This window comes from Nostoc paludosum FACHB-159 (assembly GCF_014698835.1).
Classification (GTDB): Bacteria; Cyanobacteriota; Cyanobacteriia; order Cyanobacteriales; family Nostocaceae; genus Nostoc; species Nostoc paludosum.
Genome location: NZ_JACJTU010000006.1, coordinates 24,042 through 45,812, shown reverse-complemented (window position 1 = coordinate 45,812; position 21,771 = coordinate 24,042). Strand labels below are relative to the sequence as shown.

The window sequence follows — 21,771 nt, the reverse complement described above, 5'->3', positions numbered from 1 at the left end:
CGGTCATCTTTTTACAACTTTTTCCCAGAGAATATGAATTTTACCTAAAGCATGAATACTTGAAAAGCTAACGAATAGAATATAGCAGCAAGTGGCGATCGCTATAGTTAATAAAAAATTCAAATGACTTGTTTCTAAAACCATAAATACAACTGCCATTAAGATACTTATTATCAGAGGAGAGCGGATAATTCGCCATAAATTCAATGGAAATACAAGAGTATAAGTGAAATATAGATATTGACTAAAAGCAATAAAACTCATTAATAAAGCCATTATTGCTGCACCCAGTAAGTTATATTGCGAGACTAATATCAGACCTAACAAACTTCCTAATATAGTGTTGATAGCTACTTGACGCAAATTTACAATCTCAAACCCATTTGCTACCAGTAAAAAAGATAATGACTGATTAAAGGGAAGAAAAATTAACGATATGGCAATAATACTAAGAGCTAAACTTCCTTGAGCAAAGCTAGGATTATATATAAAAACTAGTAAGTTTTTCCCAATAAATAGCAGACCAACACATAAAGGTAATCCAATGGTTAATAAAATTTCAATACATTTTTCTATAATGTTTCGCTGTTTATCCCGCCCTTGATTCACTGCCTTTGATAATCCCGGAAACATTGCTATTCCTATACTATTGGCAATAATCAAAAACGGCTGGAATAATTGTATGATTCCACCATAAACACCGATTACAAACTCGCTCCCTGATAGTGAAAGTATCAAAATTTGAATTCGGGCATTGACCACAGCTAGTCCTTCAATTGCAAAGAAGGTACGCGCATTTTTTATTGTTTTCCAGACAAAATCTCTATCAATTTGCCATTTGGCTTTGACAATTTTAGTGATTAAAATCCATTCAATACCCAAAATTACTGATTCTGAAATAACTAAAATCGCCGCTAAATAATCAACTCCGTAATTCCTCTGCATTGCCCAGAGCATGATGAATAAACGTATTACATACACTGGAACTGTTGCTAGGGCAATTAGATGCATCTTTTCTTTTGCTTGAAAAATTGCCTCAGTAATATTGGAAAGCGAAAAAGGAATGATTGTTAAACCCATTATGTAGCAAGCAGTAGAAGTTTCAGAAGTGTAGGGCAATAAAAATACTATGATTACCAAAAGGACATAACTTAAACAGCTGAAAATTAACTGCAACCAGGTTCCACTTATTAAATAAAGTGGTGTTTTTTCGGGTTCGCGGGCTATTTCTCTAGTAAATAAGGTCTTTAACCCCTGTGAGGCAATGTTTACAAATATAAAGTAATAGGTGAATGCTAGTAGATATTGTCCTAGAACCTCGGCTCCTAATATGCGAGCGATAGATGCCGTTAACACAAAGGCTGTGATGCTTTGCGCTAAACGATTAACTACCATTGAAACAGAATTAGTTATTAGTTTACGGTTTTTTAGCATATAGTAATCAGCTTAATTTTTAGAATTTTTGCTCCACTGATTTCCTTATGTTACAGTTACTTAATTTAAATTAAATTCATAACTGTAAAAACCGTAAATCTTTGTAGAAATAAGTTCTCAATCTTAAAATGCATAAGTGAAAATCTGTTTTCTCAGATACTCTAAGGCTATTAGACATATCAAGCATTTAAATTAATTTTATTTATTTCTCCGATTTATTTTTGAAGAAAATATTTACTTACTTGGCACAAAGTGATATGTCAGTTTTGCTTTTTTTAATAAAGTAACTGAGACAGAAATATTTAAATAATTTGAGGATAAATAAAGAGGTTGCTTCGTTGAGTTTTTTCATGATTTTGGCAATTAATTGAGTGAAACTCAACGACAGCAACTCATTTTATTTTAGTATGCACCTTCTTTTTTCAAAACCACCATAACTGTTTTGAGTAAAATTTCAAAGTCTAAACTAAGCGACCAATTTTCTATGTAGCTCATATCCAGAGCTATAACTTGTTCAAAATCTAAAATATTTGAACGGCCTGAAACTTGCCAAAGTCCTGTAACACCAGGTAAAACTTCATGTCGAATAAAATGATGTTCAGAAAACTTATCTACATCTCTAGTTGGTAAAGGACGAGGCCCAACTATACTCATTTCTCCAAGGATCACATTAAAGAGTTGGGGTAATTCGTCTAAACTGTAACGACGGAGAAATTTTCCAACACGAGTAATACGAGGGTCGTCTTTTATTTTGAAAATAATCCCATCTTTTGTCTCATTTAAAGCTTCCAGTTCCTTCTGCAATTTGTCTGCATCAGCTCTCATGGTTCTAAACTTCCATACTTTGAACTGTTTTCCATGTAGGCCGATACGAGTTTGCTTGTAAAATACTGTGCCAGGAGAATCCAACTTTATAGCTATAGCTATAGCTATGTAGATGGGGAATGTTAACATTACGAAGAAAGTGGCGAAACAAAAATCACAAATACGCTTTATCCAGAAGTCTTTACCTGTAATTATCGGGCAATCTAAACTCAGACAAGGCATTCCTCCTATTTTGTTGAATTCTACGTTTCTATAAATTGGTTTTAATTCCATCGGTATAATATGTACTTGTATACCTGATGCTTGAAATAACCAACACAAAAACATTCTATTCTTCAAAGCATCCCAAGATATGAAGACTTCTGTTACGCCTAGCTGATTAAGTTGATTCAATGTTTGTTGACGTTGATATCTGTCTAAGGCGTTAGTGTTTGCTGTTCCAGATACAATGTAATGCTTCTCTTTTTTTATGAAGCTTGCTATTTGCTCGTGGTCTTGAGGATCGGAGATAATGAATACAGAAGAACGGACTATTTTCTTTTGCTTACGGAGATATTCGAGAACTAGATTTACACTATATCTACCAGTACAAACAAAAAATGTACTGAATAACCAAGACAACAGTATTAACCTCGGACTTTTAATATCTATAATTGGCTGATATGTCAAACAAAAAAGCAATATTAGTCCGTGAGCAAAAGTCAGTGATTTAATAATATTGAGATAGTCATACCGTTTTTGACCCTCTCGGTAAATACCCTCTAGAGCTAGCGATCCTATTTGAATGCCAATAGTTATTAATATGGGCAAATAATTAATTGAACTGCCCCAAGTAAAACTGTAAGAAGATTGGTATCCAGCTAAAATCCAAGCTAAGGATAAAAGAGTACAATCTACTAAAAACAGTGTTGTTAGTCTCAGCCACCACGAACCTTTGCGTACTTTCACTATTGAAGATGCACGTAGATCCAAAGGTACTTCACTCAATTTGTTTGTTGCGATACTTTGATTACTCATAGTTAGTAACACTTGGTGTCGTTAAAGTTGGATGAAAATATATGCAAGTGGAATATCTCACATGTCTTTAGAAACAAACTTGACCTTCTTAGTTGAATATTTACTCTCTTTTTAAGAGTAAAGTTAATTTTTTTAGCAAAAATATATTCGAGCGTCTTAGTGTGAGCTTTACCCAAACCTTCAGCATTTTTTACAACGTAGCATCTGGGAACTTGGGGCTTTAATGTAAAGGTAAGGGTTTTGTCTTAATTAAACTATAGTTCAATGCAGTTCCTGACATTAATAATTGGACATGCCAGGTCAAGATATCAAAGTTTGTAATTTTCGTAGTACATTAACCGGGCCGTCAAAGGTCTTTCACAGATCTGGGCTTTCAGAAAAAATTATACCCCTTACGAAGTTAATGTAGTATGTTTAGCTATACTAGTTCAGTTTTGCTTCAAGGCTTTTTGCTTGCTTACGCATAATTACTGATTAAAAAAACATACAGACATAACATATAACGAAATGCATCAAAATTGTTGATTTTTGTTACAAAAATTTACATTTCTTTGAACTTTGGTTAGATTCGTATCACTTCTTAAACATCTGAATAGACAATAGACCGTAACTTCAGTGAAATCCGAAGGTTCGCTTCATCACTAAATCGCTCTTGTCAAGTGAGTATTTTGTTCGCTGGAGTGTAACAAATCAAGATGTGTACTTCACAAAACCAATAAAATTGTTCCGCAAATATGGAACACTAAAAATGAGTTTTCAGAAATTGAAGCACTATCAAGTATGTTTAAGACGTATAAGGCTTGTTATATCTGCATTATAGGCATTTTTGCTCCTTTCGAGAGTCAATTATTTTGGCTATTCTTTGGATTCACATTAGATTTAGAACTAATTTAGGGTTCCATATCTGAAACTATAGACTTACGCAATTAAGTGCGTATGTAAAAATTGTAATGAATTTCCGTAATTATTGCAGCTACTCATACTAAGGCTTTACAGTAATTTTACATACTAAGAAACACAATGAAGATTCGGTAATAATTATTTTTTAGCTCAGCCAGTCAATATAAAAAGGGATAAAAAGGGATAAAGTAACTCCACTATGATATTTGCTACATTACGTAACTAAAAACAGCAATTCACTTTTTACATAAAACTCAAATATTTATTTTTAATTGGTCATATAGTTTTGAATTTTTAAAGCCTAAACTCCGAGATTATGGGATTTTTCAAGCATATATACATTTATTTTATATATTTTATAAAGGCAACTTTTGAAATAATAGATAATTATAATTTTGGGTATAAATTTTGATTTAAAGCCTCTTGAAAACTCAGGAACCTCTTTTATTAGGAAATATTGAAAAAAATTATTTTACTGACTGTACAGCTTTTTCCTGGCTTAAAAAATACAATATATCAAAAACATACAAATAATTAAGTAATATAAATATATCCTGATTATTATTAAATCAATAGGAATTTTGGCTTTAGTAAAATCACAAATGGAACGAGAGACTTTAGTAAATTCTTGATATATAGAAAATGCAGATAGACAATAATACTTCAAAAGATAAAGAAAATATTCCGTTAGATACCTTAACTAACATTTGGGGTACTGAAGTTATCCACGAATGGACTGATACCCAAACAATTGCTGGTAATCTGTGTATCCATCAAATGTTTGAGATGCAGGTAGAGCGATCGCCCCAAGCAATTGCAGTAGTATTTGAAAACACGCAACTTACATATCAGCAGTTAAACCAACGAGCAAATCAACTAGCACACTATCTGCGTACATTAGGTGTTGGGCCAGAAGTACTTGTGGGTATTTGTTTAGAGCGCTCCTTGGAGATGATTGTAGGGCTGTTGGGAATTCTCAAAGCTGGAGGTGCTTATGTGCCTTTAGATCCGTCGTATCCAAAAGAGCGCTTAGCTTTCATCTTGGAAGATACACAAACACCAGTGTTGTTAACCCAAGAGAAATTGGTTGAGAACTTACCACCGCATCAGGCACAAGTAATTTGTCTAGACTTGCTTTTGGAAGAAAACACCCAAAACAACCAAGAAAATCCTGTAAATCAAACGACGCTTGATAATTTAATTTACGTAATTTACACATCTGGTTCTACAGGACAGCCCAAGGGTGTAATGATTCCTCACCGTGGAATCTGCAATCAATTGCACTGGCGGCAAACAACCTTTAGATTAACTGACGCAGACAAAGTTTTACTGACCATTTCTTTTAGTTTTGACCCCTCAGTGTGGCAGATATTCTGGCCGTTGTGCTTTGGGGGGCAATTAATTATACCTCGTCCTGGTGGACATCAAGACGCTGCCTATCTTGTAAAAGCGATCGCCCACCAGCAAATCACTGTCCTAGCCTTGGTACCTTCAATATTGCGTGTTTTATTGGAAGAAAAGGGAATTGAGAATTGCCGACTTCTCAGGCACGTTACCTGCGGTGGTGAAGCTTTACCTGTAGAACTCATAGACCGATTTTTTGCCCAATTGAATTTGGACAATGTTTTACACAATTGTTACGGCCCCACAGAAGCGTCCATTGATACCACATTCTGGACTTGCCAGCGGGGCACTAGTTACACCATTGCTCCCATTGGTCGCCCCATTACCAATGCTCAGATTTACATCCTCGATGAAAATTTACAGCCTGTGCCTGTTGGTGAGTCAGGTGAACTATATATTGGCGGTATTGGTTTAGCGCGGGGCTATCTCAACCGTCCAGAACTGACGAAAGAAAAGTTTATTATCGATCCTTTTAGCTCTCAAGAAGGGGCACGCCTTTACAGAACTGGGGACTTGGCACGTTATAACAGCGATGGCAATGTAGAGTTTGTTGGTCGCATTGACCACCAAGTGAAAATACGCGGTTTCCGGATTGAATTGGGAGAAATTGAAGCTGTACTTAGTCAACATCCAGCGCTGACGCAGACTTTAGTTATAGCTAGAGAAGATATTCCTGGCGATAAGCGGCTGGTGGCATATATGGTTCCTAACCCTGGGGAAATTCCTACTCAGGTTGAAATACGCCAGTTTTTGCAAGGTCGCCTACCTGAATACATGGTGCCTGGCTACTTCGTATTTTTAGATACCCTGCCATTAAACCCCAATGGGAAAATAGACCGCCGCGCTTTGCCTGCACCTGATATATCCGACCTTCATCTTTCAAGTAACTTTGTCCCACCCCAAAATCCCACAGAAGAAGTCTTAGCAAGCATCTGGGCAAAAGTTCTGCGTTTGGAACAAGTAGGCATCTACAATAACTTTTTTGAATTGGGAGGCCATTCACTCCTGGCTACTCAAGTGATGTCTAGAGTTCGCGAAGCCTTCGGCATAGAAATATCGTTGCAAGTTTTGTTTGAAAATCCCACGATCGCTAATTTAGCCGAAGCAATTGCTCAAAACCAAATTGCAGAAAATAATCCCGAAAATCAGGCCATTCCCCAAATTGCCAACAGAGAAGCAGCGCCCTTATCCTTTGCCCAGCAACGAGTCTGGTTTTTGGAGCAATTGGAACCCAACAGTCGGGCATATATTATTTCAGATGCACAGCGCTTAACGGGTGAGTTAAATGTGGGTGTATTGCAACAGGCGCTAGATGCGATCGTTGTTCATCACGAAGCACTGCGAACAAACTTTATTAAATCACCCGATGGTAGCCCCATACAAGTAATTACTCCCCCTCGGTCTGTCGAACTCAAGGTAATTACAGTCACAGAGGAGCAAGCGCAATATCTCCTCACTCAAGAAGCGCAACCCCCCTTCAACCTCGAATCTGACTTGATGCTGCGGGCTAGCTTGCTGCAAATAGACGAACACGAGCAAATACTCCTGTTAGTCATGCACCACATTGCCTCAGATGGTTGGTCAATGGGTATTCTCTGGCAGCAGTTAGTAGCCGTTTATGAAGCTTTTTTAAATGGTAAGCCTTCTCCCTTAGCAAAATTACCCATTCAATATGCCGATTTTGCTGCTTGGCAGCATCAATGGTTGTCGGGTGAAGTCCTCTCCAACCAAATAAACTACTGGAAAACTCAGTTAGCAGGCGCTAATACTGTACTGGAATTACCCACTGACCGACCACGGCCACCAGTGCAAACTTACCAAGGGGCGGCCGAGTCATTAACGCTACCCCAAAGCTTGGGTGTATCACTCACAGAACTGTCGCGTCAGGAAGGTGTCACCTTATTTATGACCTTGCTGGCGGCCTTTGGAACAATACTGCATCGCTATACTGGGCAAGAAGATATTCTCATTGGTTCTCCCATTGCTGGACGTAACCGTTCTGAAGTTGAAGGGTTAATTGGATTTTTCATTAATACTGTGGTTTTACGGACTGATTTTTCTGGCGATCCCAGTTTTCGTTCAGTGCTGAGTCGAGTCCGGCAGATGGCCTTGGGTGCTTATGCCCATCAAGATATGCCCTTCGAGAAACTGGTGGAAGAACTGCAACCAGAACGGGATACCAGCCGCAACCCACTTTTTCAAGTGTGGTTTAATATGCTCAACTTGAGGGACATCCGACTGGAAATACCTGAGGTGGCTGTAGAACCAATCCCGATGCTAGAAACAGGTTCTAAGTTTGACTTAACTTTGTATGTTACAGAACAAAATCAAGGAATCAAGCTTGATTTAGTTTACAACACCGATTTGTTTACTCCAGAGCGGATGATGGAAATGCTGCATCAATTCCATCATTTATTGAATCAAATTGTTGCGGCTCCAGAAAATCAGATTAGTTTGTATTCTCTGGTCACACCACAAGCGCGATTTTTGCTGCCAGAACCAACAGCAGTGTTGCCTCAACCAGAGTACGAACTGGTAACAACAATGTTTACCTCTTGGGTGAACTCTGTGCCAGAACATTCCGCACTTCGTCAAGGTTCTCGGACTTGGAACTATGGAAAATTGGGGAAAATAGCTCAAGGTTTAGCTGAGGCTTTATTATCCCAAGGACTCCAGCGGGGAGATGTGGTGGCGGTGTTTGGGACGCGCAGCTTTGGACTGATTGCAAGTATGACAGCTGTGCTTTTAAGCGGCGGTGTGCTGTTGACACTCGATCGCAAACTGCCTAGCCAACGTCACCAGCTGATGCTACAACAAGCTAAAGCTAAATACATATTATATATAGATACTCAGGCTCAAGAAGATAGAGGCATAGCTGAATCTTTAATTAGTATCTGGGTAAATCCAGATACAGGAGAAATTCTAAATTCACTCCAAGGCAGTACTCAAACTGTAAACTTGCCTCAAATCGCTGGTGATGATGCAGCTTATATTTTCTTTACTTCCGGCACCACTGGCGTACCTAAGGGCGTACTGGGGTGTCACAAAGGAATGGCGCATTTTCTCAACTGGCAGCGGCAGACATTTAAAATTGGTCAGCAAGACCGCGTTGCGCAATTGACAGGCCTTTCCTTTGATGTCGTCCTCAGAGATATTTTCTTACCTTTAACTAGTGGTGCAACTTTGTGTTTGCCAGAGGAAGGGGATAATTTAGAACCGACTAAAATTTTGCGTTACTTAGAAGCCGAGCAAATTTCTGTATTGCACACAGTTCCTTCCTTAGCACAATCTTGGTTAGTGAATGTACCATCAGGAGTTTTTCTACGTAACTTACGTTGGTTATTTTTTGCTGGGGAACCTCTCAAGGAAACACTTGTACTTCGGTGGCGGGATGCTTTCCCAGAATCAGGGGAAATTGTCAATCTCTACGGGCCAACGGAGACAACCTTGGCTAAGTGTTATTACCAAGTACCTGTTGAGTGTATGCCAGGAATACAGCCAGTAGGATCGCCATTACCAGAAAGCCAAGCACTAGTTTTTACACCAAATCATCAACCGTGCGGCATTGGCGAACCGGGCGAAATTGTAATTAGGACTCCATTTCGGAGTTTGGGTTACATCAATGCCCAGCAAGAAAACCGTTCTCGCTTTGTCAAAAATCCCTTTGGAAATGACGAAGAAGATTTGCTGTATTATACAGGCGATCGCGGTTGCTATCGTCCAGATGGTTCTTTAGAAATCCTCGGTCGCAAAGATCATCAAGTCAAAATCCGTGGCATACGCATTGAGCCAGGAGAAATTGAGACGGTGTTAGCCCAACACCCAGATGTACTCCAGACTGTAGTAATTGTCCGTGAAGATGTTCCAGGAGATCTACGTTTAGTAGCTTACATTATCCTAAATCAGGATTCAGTAACTACAGTTAGTGAAATCCGGCGCTTCCTCTCGACCAAGCTACCACAGTACATGCTACCTTCAGCTTTCGTCTTGCTGGAGGCCATGCCCCTAACTCCCAACGGCAAGGTAAACCGCCGCGTCTTACCTGCACCCGACTTATCAAGACAAGAACCAGAAGGAACCTTTGTTGCTCCCCGCAATGAAGTGGAACGCCAGCTAACAGAAATTTGGGAACAACTTTTAGGCGTACAGCCCATTGGCATTCAAGATAACTTCTTTGAATTAGGAGGGCATTCTCTACTGGCAGTAAAATTATTTTGGCAAATTGAAAAGACATTTAATAAAAATTTGCCGCTTGCCATTCTTTTCCAGTCAAGTACTGTAGAAGCTTTAGCCAAAATCATCAGTGAAGAAGCAGATTTAGCTATAAATAAGACTTCAGCAAAAAACAAATCAAAAGCTACTTGGTCATCCTTAGTAGAAATTCAACCCAATGGCTCCAAGCCGCCTTTCTTCTGCGTTCACGGACTTGGTGGAGAAGTCTTGTGTTTCCGTGAATTGGCACAAAATTTAGGTTCCGAACAACCATTTTACGGACTACAACCACAGGGGCTAGATGGAAAACATCCTTTCCATACCCGCGTTGAAGACATGGCCGCGCACTACATTCAAGAAATTAAGACCTTCCAACCTCATGGCCCTTATTTTCTGGGAGGTTATTCTTTTGGAGGTGCAGTTGCTTTTGAGATGGCTCGACAACTCCACGAAAAAGGTGAAGAAATTGGTATTTTAATTATCCTTGATAGTTGTCGTCCTGGTTATAGCTGGCGATCGCCATTTTTCAAACGCATCTTCTTGCATTTAAATAATATCCTTCAACAAGGAGTTGACTACCTCTGGCAAAAGATTGTGAAATGGAGCTATTGGAATAAATCCCGCCTCCAAAATACATATAGGCGTTATTTGGAAGCCAAACTTGATTTACCTGAAACTGACAAACACTTAAAAAGTATAGACATTAATACTCAAGCTATTAGTCAATATACTTATCCAGCCTACCCTGGTCGAGCTATCCTCTTGCGGACTGAAGACCAAAACCGAGGCGAAGGTATAGGCATACAATACGATCCTCAATTTGGTTGGGGCGAGATAGTTGCCGGAGGATTAGATGTACATTATATTCCCGGTTCTCACCTTTCTCTACTTCACGAACCCCACGTACAGGTATTAGCTGAAATATTGAGAAATTATTTAATGCCAGCCCAGGCTCCGAAAAATTAAAACAGAAGTCAGAATTCAGAATACAATCAGAGAGACATAAATCTGAATTAGGTGCGTTAGGCTTTAGCCTGATGCACCATTACTTTTATAGAATCAGTTTAATTTAGCAATGAAACTCATACTATCTTTCAAAAGATTGGGATATTTATCGAGAAAATCCTGAACTTTTTTCTTTTGGTTATCATCAACCAACAAATTATAGCTTTCTACAAAATTAAAACTTCCTACTAAATATTTAGCTCCTAATTTTGCTTTAGATAAAATATATTCTTCAGTAACATCATTGTGGTTAATTAGCCATCCCTTCCGATGTGATAAATAAAGTAATGTTGGGTCACTACCAGTAGTAGCAATTATCAATGATTTTGGTTCTGTATTTTGTTTTATTTGCTGTGCCAATTGAAAAACAGCCGATTTTTCTGTTCTTTCTTTGAACATATAATCAACAGTATAAATGACAGAGCCAGCAGCCACAGTTAGACATAAACACACTACTATAGCTTTCTTATAATTAAATTGCTCAGCAGCTTGTTCCAAATAGTAACTACAAGCTTTACCCATGAATACTACTCCCGGAAGCATAAATTGAAGTTGATAATATTCATGAACTAAACTTGTAACAGGTACTAAAACCCAAGTTAAAATTACTGAAATTAACCAAATATCTAATACATATTCTTGTCTAGTTTTTCTAGGTAGCAATAAACCTAATAAAAATATGGGAAAGCCGAAAATTGCAAAATGCCTAACAATGGTTCTAAAGAATATTTCTGTCCAAAAACGTGAGGTAAGGACAATATTATAGTTATATCTATTGGTTGAACCCGACCAAAAGCCAAAAGTATTGCCATACTCTAAAAATAGTTGATGAGCATGGTAATACCAAATAGCTACAGTTATTAATATCAAGATACTATAAATCCACAGACATATTTGAGAAAAAACTCTTATACCATATTTAGTCCATGCTAAATAAAAAAGTGGTATTCCTAAATAAATTATTGGTAAAACTTTGATTAGACAAGCTAAGGCAACAAAGCTCCCCGATAAAATTAAATCTTGTAATTTTTCCGAGTCTAACCACTTAATAAAATAATATATGCCGATAACTGAACACATCAACAGCATCGACTCTGGTTGAAAAGTTCTACTATAATAAACATTCAAAGGTAAAATTGCAAAAAATAAACAAGACCAAGATGCAGTCTTTTTATCTAAAATTTTGCTAATTAACTGATAAAGGAAATAAAGAGCTACTAAAAAACAAATAACTGAGAAAAATCTTCCCCAAAAATCTGCAACTCCAAAAATTTTATAAAAAAGAGCAACGATAAATGAATAAATTGGAAACTCGGTTTCACAATAACCAAGAGAATTACCTCCCCAGTCAATTTGAGGATAAAATAAGTTAAAACCATTCTCATAAAAATTTCTAGCTATTGCTGCTGTATCTGACTGACGCCAGGAATGAATGCCGATAATTGGCGAATTAATGTTGTAGATTCTGATAGCTATGGTTAAGATTAATAGGAACAATATAGGCGAGTTTTTAGACTTAGTTTTTCTGATATTATTTTGCATATAGCTATGTTATTTAACTCATGATTAATTGCGGGAAATAAGTTTTAGCCAATTATCCTACCCAACGGTTGTTACCCCAACGATACCATTGTTCGATTAGTCCTAAGGCAGAAACCAGGATACACCCATAAAGAAATTCTCGTGTTTTTGGACTATCAAGATGGCCTATGACCATACCAAAAGCAATAAAAAAGAAGGGTGTTGCGAATACAAATCTTGCAAGACTATAGAGATAGCCTGAAGCTGCTAAAAATCCAATAGCTGCATTGGCTATGCAAATGAATAAGCAAAAAAAGAATACATAATTTGTTTGTAATTGGAAAATACTTGAAGTTACAGATTGAGGAGTAAGCTTGCCAGCTTTAGCTAACAGCCAATAACGAATGGAATAAATCAAAATCGCTATAGGAGGATAAAAAAGGGTTATCCATAATAGAGGATGTTTGGGCACATACAGTGAAATTTTCTGGTCTTTGGTATGAAAGTAAATCAGGATTACCACTAGAAATAATAGAATAAATGGAAAGTACAGACCGTGTAAATCATTTAACAGGGATCTAGGAAAGAGGAGGAATAACGGTCGTAACTGAAGAGTTCTTCCCCACTCCACTTGAGCCTTAAAGGGAGTCCAAAAGTTGCCTGTTGATAATAAACAATAAATGCCGTAGATTGAATAACCTACGATAGCGCATATAGCAATTAATCCAGCGGGTATAGTATATTTTTTCCACTCCCTAGTTTTGGAATGGGTTTCAGACCTGAAGTGACTTCCTAAAAATACGCAAAATATCGCACTAGATGAAGCAAAGAGAAGTTGCACTAAACTCGGCCGAGACACAGACATTAGAATCATGGACACTGCTAAGATGACATTCCAAAATACAGAATTTGAAAACAAAAGAGCGACTACACTAATAATTGCCCATAAGGAAAACAAGCTCTCAGTGTAGCCAATACTATGGAAAATAGAATTGGGATTGACAACATAAAGTATGAGAGTGATAAAGCTTAGACTTTCTGACTTAATGACTTTTCGCAAGACGTATAAGAGGATAGGCAGTGACAAGACAAAGAGGATGTTACACAGAATAAAAGCATACCGCAGCCCAACAAGGGGATTCTCTGGGGCAAATAAACGATTTATTTGAGACCAGAGTGGGTAGAAGGCTTGACATTGAGGATTAAAACCCAAATTGACATAATGAATTGCATCCCAGTACTGAAACTCTTTTCCCTCTTGTACTGCTAATTTTGCAATTCCATGTGGTGAAAGTAGGACACCTATACTACTGCAAATAACATAAAACAGGAGAGCAATAAAGATTTGCTTCCAAAAGGAGAAACGAGCTAAGTTTTGCATCTAAAATTTAGCAATTAAAGCACGAACATTTTATTTATAATCGTACTATTTTGCATACATAATATACCTTGTTCATATGTTTAAATATTAGAATCAGAGTCTATAACCAAAGAAAGAGCTAGTTGGTAGAGTTGGCGACGGGGAAGAGAAGTTACTTTTGCTAATTGACGGCTAGCTTGCGATCGCGATATTCCTTGAGTAATTAATTGTTTCAATTCGGCTTTTAATTCCTCTTGTGTTAATTGGATCTGACTCGGTGGAATTCCCCCAACAACTAAGGTATATTCACCTTGGGGTTCTCGCTGGCTGTAGTGGGCGATCGCTTCGGCAATTGTTCCCCGCCAAAATTCCTCATACAATTTAGTTAACTCCCGTCCGAGTACGATTTGGCGATCGCTTCCCCAAATTTCTGCTAAGTCTTGTAAAGTATCTTGCAAACGGTGGGGCGATTCGTAGAAAATCAATGTGCGAGATTCTGTTTGTAAAGATTCTAAATGTTCTCGTCGCTGTTGAGTTTTTGCTGGCAGAAAACCTTCAAAGACAAACCGATCCGTAGGTAGTCCAGCTGCGCTCAAAGCTGTAATTGCTGCACTTGCACCAGGAATAGGAACTACGGAAATACCTGCTTCAATACAAGCTTTAATCAACTCATATCCAGGATCGGAAATTCCTGGCATTCCAGCATCGCTGACTAGAGCGATCGCTTTATCATTCGCCAAATATTGTAATATTTCTGGAATGCGACTGGTACGATTATGCTCGTGGTAACTTATTTGGGGTGTCTTAATTTCAAAATGCTGTAGCAATTTCCCTGTGTGGCGCGTGTCTTCCGCAGCAATAATATCCACAGTTTGCAAAATTCGCACAGCCCGAAAAGTCATATCTTCTAAGTTGCCAATTGGTGTGCCAACGACGTACAGTGTTCTTGGTTTGGGATCGGTTTGCATGAGTTAAAAGTTAGGAGACGCGATGAATCGCGTCTGTACAAAAGTTAAGAGTAGAGACGCAATTCATTGCGTCTGTACAAAAGAGGTGATTAATCGCGTCTGTTAGAAAAAACAATTCATACACTACTACGAACACAAATGACTAATAACTAATGGCTAATGGGTTATTTGTAGGTTTGGTAACCTTGGATTTGATTTACCTAGCTGAGTCTTTGCCTCAGAATAATCAAAAGATAGTTGCTATTGACTATACTGTGGCAGGGGGTGGCCCAGCTACAAACGCAGCTGTGGCTTTTAGCTATTTAGGTAATCAGGCTACAGTCTTAGGTGTGCTAGGTTCTCACCCAATGACACAGTTAATTCGAGGTGATTTGGCAAATTATCAAGTGGCGATCGCCGATCTTGAGCCTACCATCGATTTAGCACCACCAGTCTCTTCAATTATTGTTACCCAAGCCACAGGGCAAAGAGCTGTGGTTTCCATCAATGCTGTGAAAACTCAAGCCAGTAGCGCATCCATCCCAGCAAATATTTTAGAAAATGTTGCCATAGTACTAATTGACGGACATCAGATGGCTGTTGGTTACTCCATAGCCAAAATGGCGAAAGTCCAGAGTATCCCGGTAGTCATCGATGGTGGTAGCTGGAAACCCGGATTTGAAGAAATCCTACCATTTGTAGACTACGCTATATGTTCGGCTAATTTTCATCCACCTAACTGTCAAACTTCAGAAGAAGTTTTTCGTTATCTAAGCAAATTTAATATTCCTCATATCGCCATTACTCACGGAGAACAACCAATTCAATACTTGAGTTGCAATAAAACTGGTATTGTAGATGTGCCCCAAATTCAAGCAGTTGATACCTTAGGAGCTGGAGATATTTTTCACGGTGGCTTCTGTCACCACATTTTAAGAGAAAGTTTTACCAACGCACTGGCACTAGCAGCAAATATCGCTGCTAATTCCTGCCAATATTTTGGCACTCGACGCTGGATGAATTTTATTTAGGGACGCACAGCTATGTCCCCCGACTGAGGTTATATATTTTTAAGTTACATTAAGCTAGATTGATGAAAGACTTACAAGAAATATTAGCGATCGCTCGTCAGATAGGTTGGGAAGCCGCGGATATACTGCGATCTTATTATCACGGCACTGCCAAAGATCCTAATTTAGCAGTAAAATACAAACAAAATGAACCTGTTACCGTTGCAGATGTAGCTGTCAGTCAATATATCCTCGAAAAGCTACAAGCAAGTTTGGGTAATGAAGATTTTAATTACATCAGCGAAGAAACCTATCAATCCGTAAGTAAGTCTCCACAATCTTCTACCCCTTGGGTATGGATTATAGATCCCTTAGACGGCACGCGGGACTTTATCGAAAAAACTGGAGAATATGCCATTCACATTGCTTTAGTCAAAGAAACACGCCCAGTGTTAGCAGTAGTGGCAGTTCCAGAAGCGCAAAAGTTGTATTATGCTACAAAGGGAGGCGGTACATTTGTAGAAACCTGCGATGGTTCTGTTGCTTTACAAGTGTCGTCAGCTAAACGAATTGAAGATTTAACTTTAGTCGTGAGTCGTTCTCACCGCAATCAACGGTTAGATTATTTACTGCAAAACTTACCCTGTCAAAATCAAAAAGCTGTTGGCAGTGTCGGCTGTAAAATCGCCACAATTGTCGAAAAACAAGCAGAAATTTACATTTCTCTATCTGGCAAATCTGCTCCCAAAGATTGGGATATGGCAGCGCCAGAACTGATTTTAACAGAAGCTGGAGGTCAATTTACTCACTTCGACGGTACGCCCTTGGAATACAACACCGGTGATATTAATCAATGGGGAGGTTTGCTGGCTAGTAACGGTGAACATCATGAGGTGCTGTGTAAAGAAGCAGAAAGGATTTTAGCCCAGTTCAGCGAGGGCTAAAATTGTTTGGAACATTTGGACATCGATGATTTTCCAGTTCGCTTTTAACACGGTAATTTATGGTACAATAAACCCCACTAGTAAATAATCCTTAAAGCTAAGTACATATCTAAATTTCCAAAACACTAATTTCTGGGCGATCGCTAGTTAATACTGATTGGCTTTTAAAATTAAAACTGTCATAGCAAAAACAGCCAAAGCGTATCGTTGGAAGGGTTAAAACCCCGTCCTGAAACTTTGGTTTGGGAATCAAATTCACTGTGAATGCATATTAAAAGGCTGTGCTACACTTATCCTTATAAGGATTATGTTCGGTTGAGTAACTCGTTTTGATCTTTAAAAGCGTCTCTCCGAATTTAACTCTCTACACTCCCTAAATTCGGAGACTCTTATGTCAATTTACATTGGTAACCTGTCCTATCAGGTTACGGAAGACGACCTCAGGCGGGCATTTGCAGAATACGGAACAGTAGCCCGTGTTCAATTACCTACAGACAGAGAAACAGGCAAGCCGCGTGGGTTCGCTTTTGTGGAAATGCAAACAGATGCAGAAGAACAAGCTGCCATTGAAGCACTTGATGGTGCTGAATGGATGGGACGTGATTTGAGAGTAAATAAAGCTAAACCCCGTGAGGAAAGAAACAATTCCTCTCGTGGGAGTTGGGGTGGCGGCAATGCTCGCCGCAACAGAAACTACTAAGTTGATTCTTAAAAATCTCACATTTAGAGTCTCCAGCAGATAAAGCCAAAGGCTCGAATCTGCTGGAATATTTTCTTTTGTATTTTAGTTTTCAATTATTCATCCACATTTAGGAGGAATGAGAATGACACAAGTAGTTTTAGGAGAGAATGAAGGTATTGAATCAGCCCTACGAAGATTTAAGCGGGAAGTTTCTAAAGCAGGAATTTTCCAAGATATGAGAAAAAAACGTCACTTCGAGACTCCAATAGAAAAAGAGAAGCGCAAAGCAATTGCTAGACATAAGCAACGCCGTAAACAAAATTCTCGTTTTAGGTAAGAATTTACAGTCATTGTACCCTTAATTTTGCCATTTATTCAGCATCTCTTCATCATGGCAATATCTGTTTTAAAAATAGGGACTGGGGACTAGGAAAGAAATATTTTCATACCTCGTTGCGTGATTGACCGCACGAATATCTAACTTGAAAATAGCTACTAGTGAGTAGGGGTTTAGGATTGCTAAACCCCTATAATATTATGTCAGCTTGATTGCTTGTTAAATCGCGAAGAACCTCACCCCGCAGGCCTACGGTGTACACACAAGTCGGAAAAACCCCATCTATAAAAGATTTGAGGAAAGGTAGGGTGCGTTATGGACGGCAGTCCTAACGCACCGTAAATCTTTGGCGGTGCGTTACGCTGGCGCGATAACACACCCTACAACACCCTTAGAAGAGTTGAAACCCATGCTGGCTATACTTGTGTGTACACCGTAGCCCCGCAGGCGGGGAGGGGAGACAAAGCACAGCTTTGGCGGGGTGGGGTGCAATGAGTGTGGGAATATAACTAATTAACCGGACATGATATAATCTTTGAAAATTAAGAGATTTCCCAGTTGAGTGTTCCCTTTTAAGGTTAACTTTCAACAGTCAACACTCAACACGAAAATACCTGCTGTCTTAAATGTGCGACAGTTCGGTTCCCATTGCATTGCCGGCTAAATATGCCGTTGTCCAAGCACTTTGGAAGTTAAAGCCGCCAGTCACACCATCAATATCTAAAATTTCTCCAGCAAAATAAAGCCCAGGAACTAGCTTACTTTCCATTGTTTTAAAGTTTACTTCTTGGAGATTGACACCGCCACAAGTAACAAATTCTTCTTTAAAAACTCCTTTGCCACTGATTAAATATTGCCCCTGGGTGAGTTCTTGGACTAACAGATTTAACGTTTTATTAGATATTCCCGCCCAACGATCCTCTGTGGTAATACCTGCGCGGGCAATGATATATTGCCACAGACGATGCGGCAGGTCAACACCACGATGCAATGCGATCGCTTTTTTTGCCCATTCATTCTTGACTGCTAAAATTTGTTCTCGCACTTGTTCTTGTTGCAAACCAGGCAACCAATTAATTAATAATGTTGCTTGATAGCGGCTTTCGTGTAGAACTCTTGCACCCCAGGCAGAAAGCTTTAAAACAGCCGGGCCACTCAAACCCCAATGAGTAATCAGTAACGGACCAGTTTGTTGTAATTGAGACTTGCCACCTACAGATAACCGCAATTGTACGGTGTCAACGCTAATTCCTGCTAACTCCCTCAGCTTTGGATCGAGAATATTGAAGGTAAATAAAGAGGGAACGGGTGATTCAATTTTATGTCCTAACTCTCTAGCAATTTTATAACCTATCAAGCTACTACCGGTAGCAAGAAGTAGGCGATCGCATTTTATTGTTTCTCCCGACTTCAACAGGATATCAAACCCGTGGTCTTTAGAAGTGCGTTTTACTGAAGTTACGGGTGTACCGATGCGAAGTTTGACTCCAGATGTCGCTGCCGCTTTAATCAGACATTCTACAATTGTTTCTGAAGTGTTGGTAACAGGAAACATCCGACCATCGGCTTCAGTTTTTAAATAGACTCCGTGTTTAGCAAACCAAGCTACTGTATCTTGAGCTTGAAACCGAGTAAAAGCGCCGCGCAAAGCTTTCGCGCCTCTGGGGTAATTTTGCACTAATTCCCCAGGATCGAAGCAAGCGTGAGTGACGTTACAGCGTCCGCCACCAGAAATAAGGACTTTCGCTAGGGGTTGGCGACTAGCTTCGATTAAAGTAACTTGGGCATCAGGGTTAACTTTAGCACAAGCGATCGCGCCAAAAAAACCCGCTGCCCCACCCCCAATAACTACAATTTGTAACGGTAGCAATTTCAAAAATATCTCTTTTCAGGCATCTACTCTCTAGGCTAGCTGTTATACCGGGGAACAGGGAACAGGCAATAGGCAACAGGTTTGAAAGTTTACTGGTGTTGGGGTTTTAGCATTAGTTTATGTCCTAACCTAGCTGGCAGTTGCTATATCTTCACTCTTCATAAAGTTCAAAGTCTGATTTTTGGGCGCCGCAAGTTGGACAGACCCAATCATCTGGGATACTTCCAAAGTCTGTTCCTGGTGCTATACCGCCGTCTTCATCACCTGCTTGTGGGTCGTAAATATAACCACAAACAGTACATATATACTTTTGCATTTTCCATTCTCCTAAAAAATTATTCGCATTGCTTGACTATTAAATACTTTGGGTACACAGCGACAATAGGCACGCCACAATTCTTAAACGGCATTGAATATTTACTAAATTATCTAATTTAATCAAGGGGTGGATCGTGAGTGATAGTGACTGTTGATACAAATTCACTTGATTTCCCGCTTCTGATGGCATCAAAAGTGCCTTTGATAGTACCAGCAATGGGAACAGCAACAAGTGTCCCCAACAATCCAGCAATCTCATACCCCATCAAAATAGCAACAAAAATCCAGATGGGATTGAGTCCGATAAAATTGCCAAGTAATCTGGGAGCTAATAGATTATCTTTAACCTGCTGCATGATAATTGATACCACGGCAACTTGAACTGCTAACCACCAATTTTGTAACAATACCAGAATCGTCACTAGACCGATGCCTAGAGATGCTCCAATAAAGGGAATGAGTTCTGAAAGCCCGATTAGTATGGCAAACAACAGAGCAAAAGGTACCTTCAAGACTAGAAAAATTGGGGTCAAGGTTGTTACCATGAATAGTCCCAACAACAACTGGCTGAGGAAGAAGTTTTGGAAATTTAGCCGCAAAGATGCAGTCAGGGGATCTGCTATATCAGAGGGTAAAAGATTTACCAAACCATACCAAACGCGATCGCCATACAAAAGCATATAAAACGCCAGCACAATTATTAGCACTACGTCAAATAATCCTGACAATAGCGTTCCAGCAAATCCCACTGCACCAGAAGCTAGTTGTTGCACTACATTCTGAATGTTGGCATTGATTTGACCGCTCACAACCCTCAAATCCAAACGTAAACGTCGTTGCTTGGCCAGCGCCTCAACCTGCTCTAGATTTGCTTGACTAGCAGTTAACCAATCAGGAATCTTATTTAATAATTGGGTTGTTTGGTCAATCACCATTGGTACTAGCGTCACGCCCAGGATTACCAAAATGGTTAAAGTGGCAAGTAAAACAACACTCACCGCTTGAGTGCGAGTAATCCGAGCGCGTTCAAAGAACTTAACCGGATAATTTAGTAAAAAAGCCAGAATTGCTGCAATGCTCAAAATGCTAATTGGATGCTGGAAATAACGAAAAAGCACCGATAGCAACCAGACATTGAGAGCGATCAGCGGACCGCTCAGACCATAGATTAACAGACGTTTAAGGGAGGCAGAACGGCGCATCTGAGGCAATCTGTTTTTAGGACTCCTTGAGATAAATTGTAAAACTGGCGTTAGTGTCGATCGCGATCGTAGATATTTTTAACAAAGGTATCTATTAGACTATCTGATAGCAAGGAAGCAAATTAAAATGGACAAAACTGTAGCAGACCTTCGCAAAGACTACACCTTGGAAGGTTTGAGCGAACTTGAAGTTGACCTTAATCCTTTTATTCAGTTTAGAAAGTGGTTCGAGCAGGCAGTATCGGCCCAGCTTCCCGAACCCAATGCCATGACCATTGCTACCTCTACACCAGATGGTAAGCCTTCAGCCAGAATGGTACTGCTTAAAGATTTTGACGAACGGGGCTTTACCTTCTTCACCAACTATAACAGTCATAAAGGGCAAGAACTGGCAGAAAATCCCCAGGCAGCTTTAGTTTTCTGGTGGGCGGAACTGGAACGTCAAGTGCGGATTTGTGGTTATGTAGAGAAAGTTTCTGAAGCTGAGTCCGACCAATATTTTCACAGTCGTCCTGTCAACAGTCGTTTGGGTGCATGGGTATCTAATCAAAGCGAAGTGTTAGAAAGCCGAGAAGTTCTTGAGCGACGTATGGAAGAGTTTAAGAACCAATATGAAAATCAAGAGATCCCTCGTCCACCTCATTGGGGAGGTTTACGAGTGATCCCCACAGAAATCGAATTTTGGCAAGGACGTTCTAGCCGTCTGCACGATCGCTTACTCTACAGCCATTTAGATAATGGCTGTTGGAAAATTCAGCGGTTGTCACCATAGGGATTGGG

14 protein-coding genes and 1 pseudogene are annotated in these 21,771 nt (G+C 39.4%); 6 read left to right on the top strand and 9 right to left on the bottom strand.

The genetic code is table 11. The annotated features are described in order from the left end of the window. Positions 1-3: 3 nt before the first annotated feature. Together H6H03_RS07885 and H6H03_RS07880 are read right to left on the bottom strand one after the other, a co-directional pair. The gene (locus tag H6H03_RS07885; RefSeq protein WP_242057798.1) at positions 4-1,395 is read right to left on the bottom strand and encodes an oligosaccharide flippase family protein; all 1,392 of its coding nucleotides are present in this window, start codon (positions 1,393-1,395) and stop codon (positions 4-6) included. A 441-nt stretch (positions 1,396-1,836) separates the two neighbouring features. Next, complete coding sequence (locus H6H03_RS07880) at positions 1,837-3,276, bottom strand: sugar transferase (protein WP_190954598.1); 1,440 nt, start codon at positions 3,274-3,276, stop codon at positions 1,837-1,839. A 1,542-nt stretch (positions 3,277-4,818) separates the two neighbouring features. On the opposite strand from H6H03_RS07880, the gene H6H03_RS07875 reads away from it, so the two are divergent. Next, on the top strand, positions 4,819-10,758 hold the full coding sequence (locus H6H03_RS07875) for an amino acid adenylation domain-containing protein (RefSeq protein ID WP_190954597.1): 5,940 nt from the start codon (positions 4,819-4,821) through the stop codon (positions 10,756-10,758). Positions 10,759-10,851: 93 nt separating this feature from the next. Here H6H03_RS07875 and H6H03_RS07870 read toward each other — a convergent pair whose 3' ends face one another. From H6H03_RS07870 to rsmI, 4 genes and pseudogenes are all read right to left on the bottom strand, one after another. Continuing rightward, positions 10,852-12,339, bottom strand: coding sequence for an ArnT family glycosyltransferase (locus H6H03_RS07870; RefSeq protein WP_190954596.1), 1,488 nt, complete (start codon positions 12,337-12,339; stop codon positions 10,852-10,854). A gap of 52 nt (positions 12,340-12,391) precedes the next feature. Next, positions 12,392-12,790 (bottom strand): hypothetical protein, encoded by a 399-nt coding sequence (locus H6H03_RS40175; RefSeq protein ID WP_242065739.1) that lies wholly within the window; start codon positions 12,788-12,790, stop codon positions 12,392-12,394. Positions 12,791-13,150: 360 nt separating this feature from the next. Beyond that, a pseudogene (locus H6H03_RS41970) lies at positions 13,151-13,699 on the bottom strand (mannosyltransferase family protein); the annotation flags it as partial. A gap of 80 nt (positions 13,700-13,779) precedes the next feature. After that, entirely contained in the window at positions 13,780-14,646 is an 867-nt protein-coding gene (rsmI, locus tag H6H03_RS07860) for a 16S rRNA (cytidine(1402)-2'-O)-methyltransferase (RefSeq protein ID WP_190954594.1), read from the bottom strand. A 152-nt stretch (positions 14,647-14,798) separates the two neighbouring features. On the opposite strand from rsmI, the gene H6H03_RS07855 reads away from it, so the two are divergent. The 4 genes from H6H03_RS07855 (at position 14,799) to rpsU (ending at position 17,598) form a co-directional block, all read left to right on the top strand. Beyond that, positions 14,799-15,656 carry a sugar kinase gene (locus H6H03_RS07855; protein WP_190954593.1) on the top strand — a complete coding sequence of 286 codons (858 nt, stop codon included), beginning with the start codon at positions 14,799-14,801 and terminating at the stop codon, positions 15,654-15,656. Between the two features lie 62 nt (positions 15,657-15,718). Further along, entirely contained in the window at positions 15,719-16,579 is an 861-nt protein-coding gene (locus H6H03_RS07850) for a 3'(2'),5'-bisphosphate nucleotidase CysQ family protein (RefSeq protein WP_190954592.1), read from the top strand. Between the two features lie 391 nt (positions 16,580-16,970). Next, positions 16,971-17,279: an RNA recognition motif domain-containing protein gene (locus H6H03_RS07845; RefSeq protein WP_190954591.1), complete on the top strand. Its 309-nt coding sequence runs from the start codon at positions 16,971-16,973 to the stop codon at positions 17,277-17,279. 124 nt (positions 17,280-17,403) lie between these two features. Further along, positions 17,404-17,598, top strand: coding sequence for a 30S ribosomal protein S21 (gene rpsU / locus H6H03_RS07840; RefSeq protein WP_073645277.1), 195 nt, complete (start codon positions 17,404-17,406; stop codon positions 17,596-17,598). Positions 17,599-18,220: 622 nt separating this feature from the next. Here rpsU and H6H03_RS07835 read toward each other — a convergent pair. The 3 genes from H6H03_RS07835 to H6H03_RS07825 all read right to left on the bottom strand — a co-directional run bounded on the left by H6H03_RS07835 (position 18,221) and on the right by H6H03_RS07825 (position 20,991). After that, positions 18,221-19,468 carry a BaiN/RdsA family NAD(P)/FAD-dependent oxidoreductase gene (locus H6H03_RS07835; RefSeq protein WP_190954779.1) on the bottom strand — a complete coding sequence of 416 codons (1,248 nt, stop codon included), beginning with the start codon at positions 19,466-19,468 and terminating at the stop codon, positions 18,221-18,223. A gap of 154 nt (positions 19,469-19,622) precedes the next feature. Continuing rightward, on the bottom strand, positions 19,623-19,787 hold the full coding sequence (rd, locus tag H6H03_RS07830) for a rubredoxin (protein ID WP_190954590.1): 165 nt from the start codon (positions 19,785-19,787) through the stop codon (positions 19,623-19,625). A 118-nt stretch (positions 19,788-19,905) separates the two neighbouring features. Then, on the bottom strand, positions 19,906-20,991 hold the full coding sequence (locus tag H6H03_RS07825) for an AI-2E family transporter (RefSeq protein WP_190954589.1): 1,086 nt from the start codon (positions 20,989-20,991) through the stop codon (positions 19,906-19,908). Between the two features lie 127 nt (positions 20,992-21,118). Here H6H03_RS07825 and pdxH point away from each other — a divergent pair, with 127 nt between their 5' ends. After that, complete coding sequence (gene pdxH, locus H6H03_RS07820; RefSeq protein ID WP_190954588.1) at positions 21,119-21,763, top strand: pyridoxamine 5'-phosphate oxidase; 645 nt, start codon at positions 21,119-21,121, stop codon at positions 21,761-21,763. The last annotated feature ends 8 nt before the right edge of the window (positions 21,764-21,771 follow it).

Bases quoted from the DNA above. Each gene is read 5' to 3' on its own strand.
- H6H03_RS07885 (WP_242057798.1), bottom strand. From the start codon at position 1,395: ATGGTAGTTAATCGTTTAGCGCAAAGCATCACAGCCTTTGTGTTAACG.
- H6H03_RS07880 (WP_190954598.1), bottom strand. From the start codon at position 3,276: ATGAGTAATCAAAGTATCGCAACAAACAAATTGAGTGAAGTACCTTTG.
- H6H03_RS07875 (WP_190954597.1), top strand. From the start codon at position 4,819: ATGCAGATAGACAATAATACTTCAAAAGATAAAGAAAATATTCCGTTA.
- H6H03_RS07870 (WP_190954596.1), bottom strand. From the start codon at position 12,339: ATGCAAAATAATATCAGAAAAACTAAGTCTAAAAACTCGCCTATATTG.
- rsmI (WP_190954594.1), bottom strand. From the start codon at position 14,646: ATGCAAACCGATCCCAAACCAAGAACACTGTACGTCGTTGGCACACCA.
- H6H03_RS07855 (WP_190954593.1), top strand. From the start codon at position 14,799: ATGGCTAATGGGTTATTTGTAGGTTTGGTAACCTTGGATTTGATTTAC.
- H6H03_RS07850 (WP_190954592.1), top strand. From the start codon at position 15,719: ATGAAAGACTTACAAGAAATATTAGCGATCGCTCGTCAGATAGGTTGG.
- H6H03_RS07845 (WP_190954591.1), top strand. From the start codon at position 16,971: ATGTCAATTTACATTGGTAACCTGTCCTATCAGGTTACGGAAGACGAC.
- rpsU (WP_073645277.1), top strand. From the start codon at position 17,404: ATGACACAAGTAGTTTTAGGAGAGAATGAAGGTATTGAATCAGCCCTA.
- rd (WP_190954590.1), bottom strand. From the start codon at position 19,787: ATGCAAAAGTATATATGTACTGTTTGTGGTTATATTTACGACCCACAA.
- H6H03_RS07825 (WP_190954589.1), bottom strand. From the start codon at position 20,991: ATGCGCCGTTCTGCCTCCCTTAAACGTCTGTTAATCTATGGTCTGAGC.
- pdxH (WP_190954588.1), top strand. From the start codon at position 21,119: ATGGACAAAACTGTAGCAGACCTTCGCAAAGACTACACCTTGGAAGGT.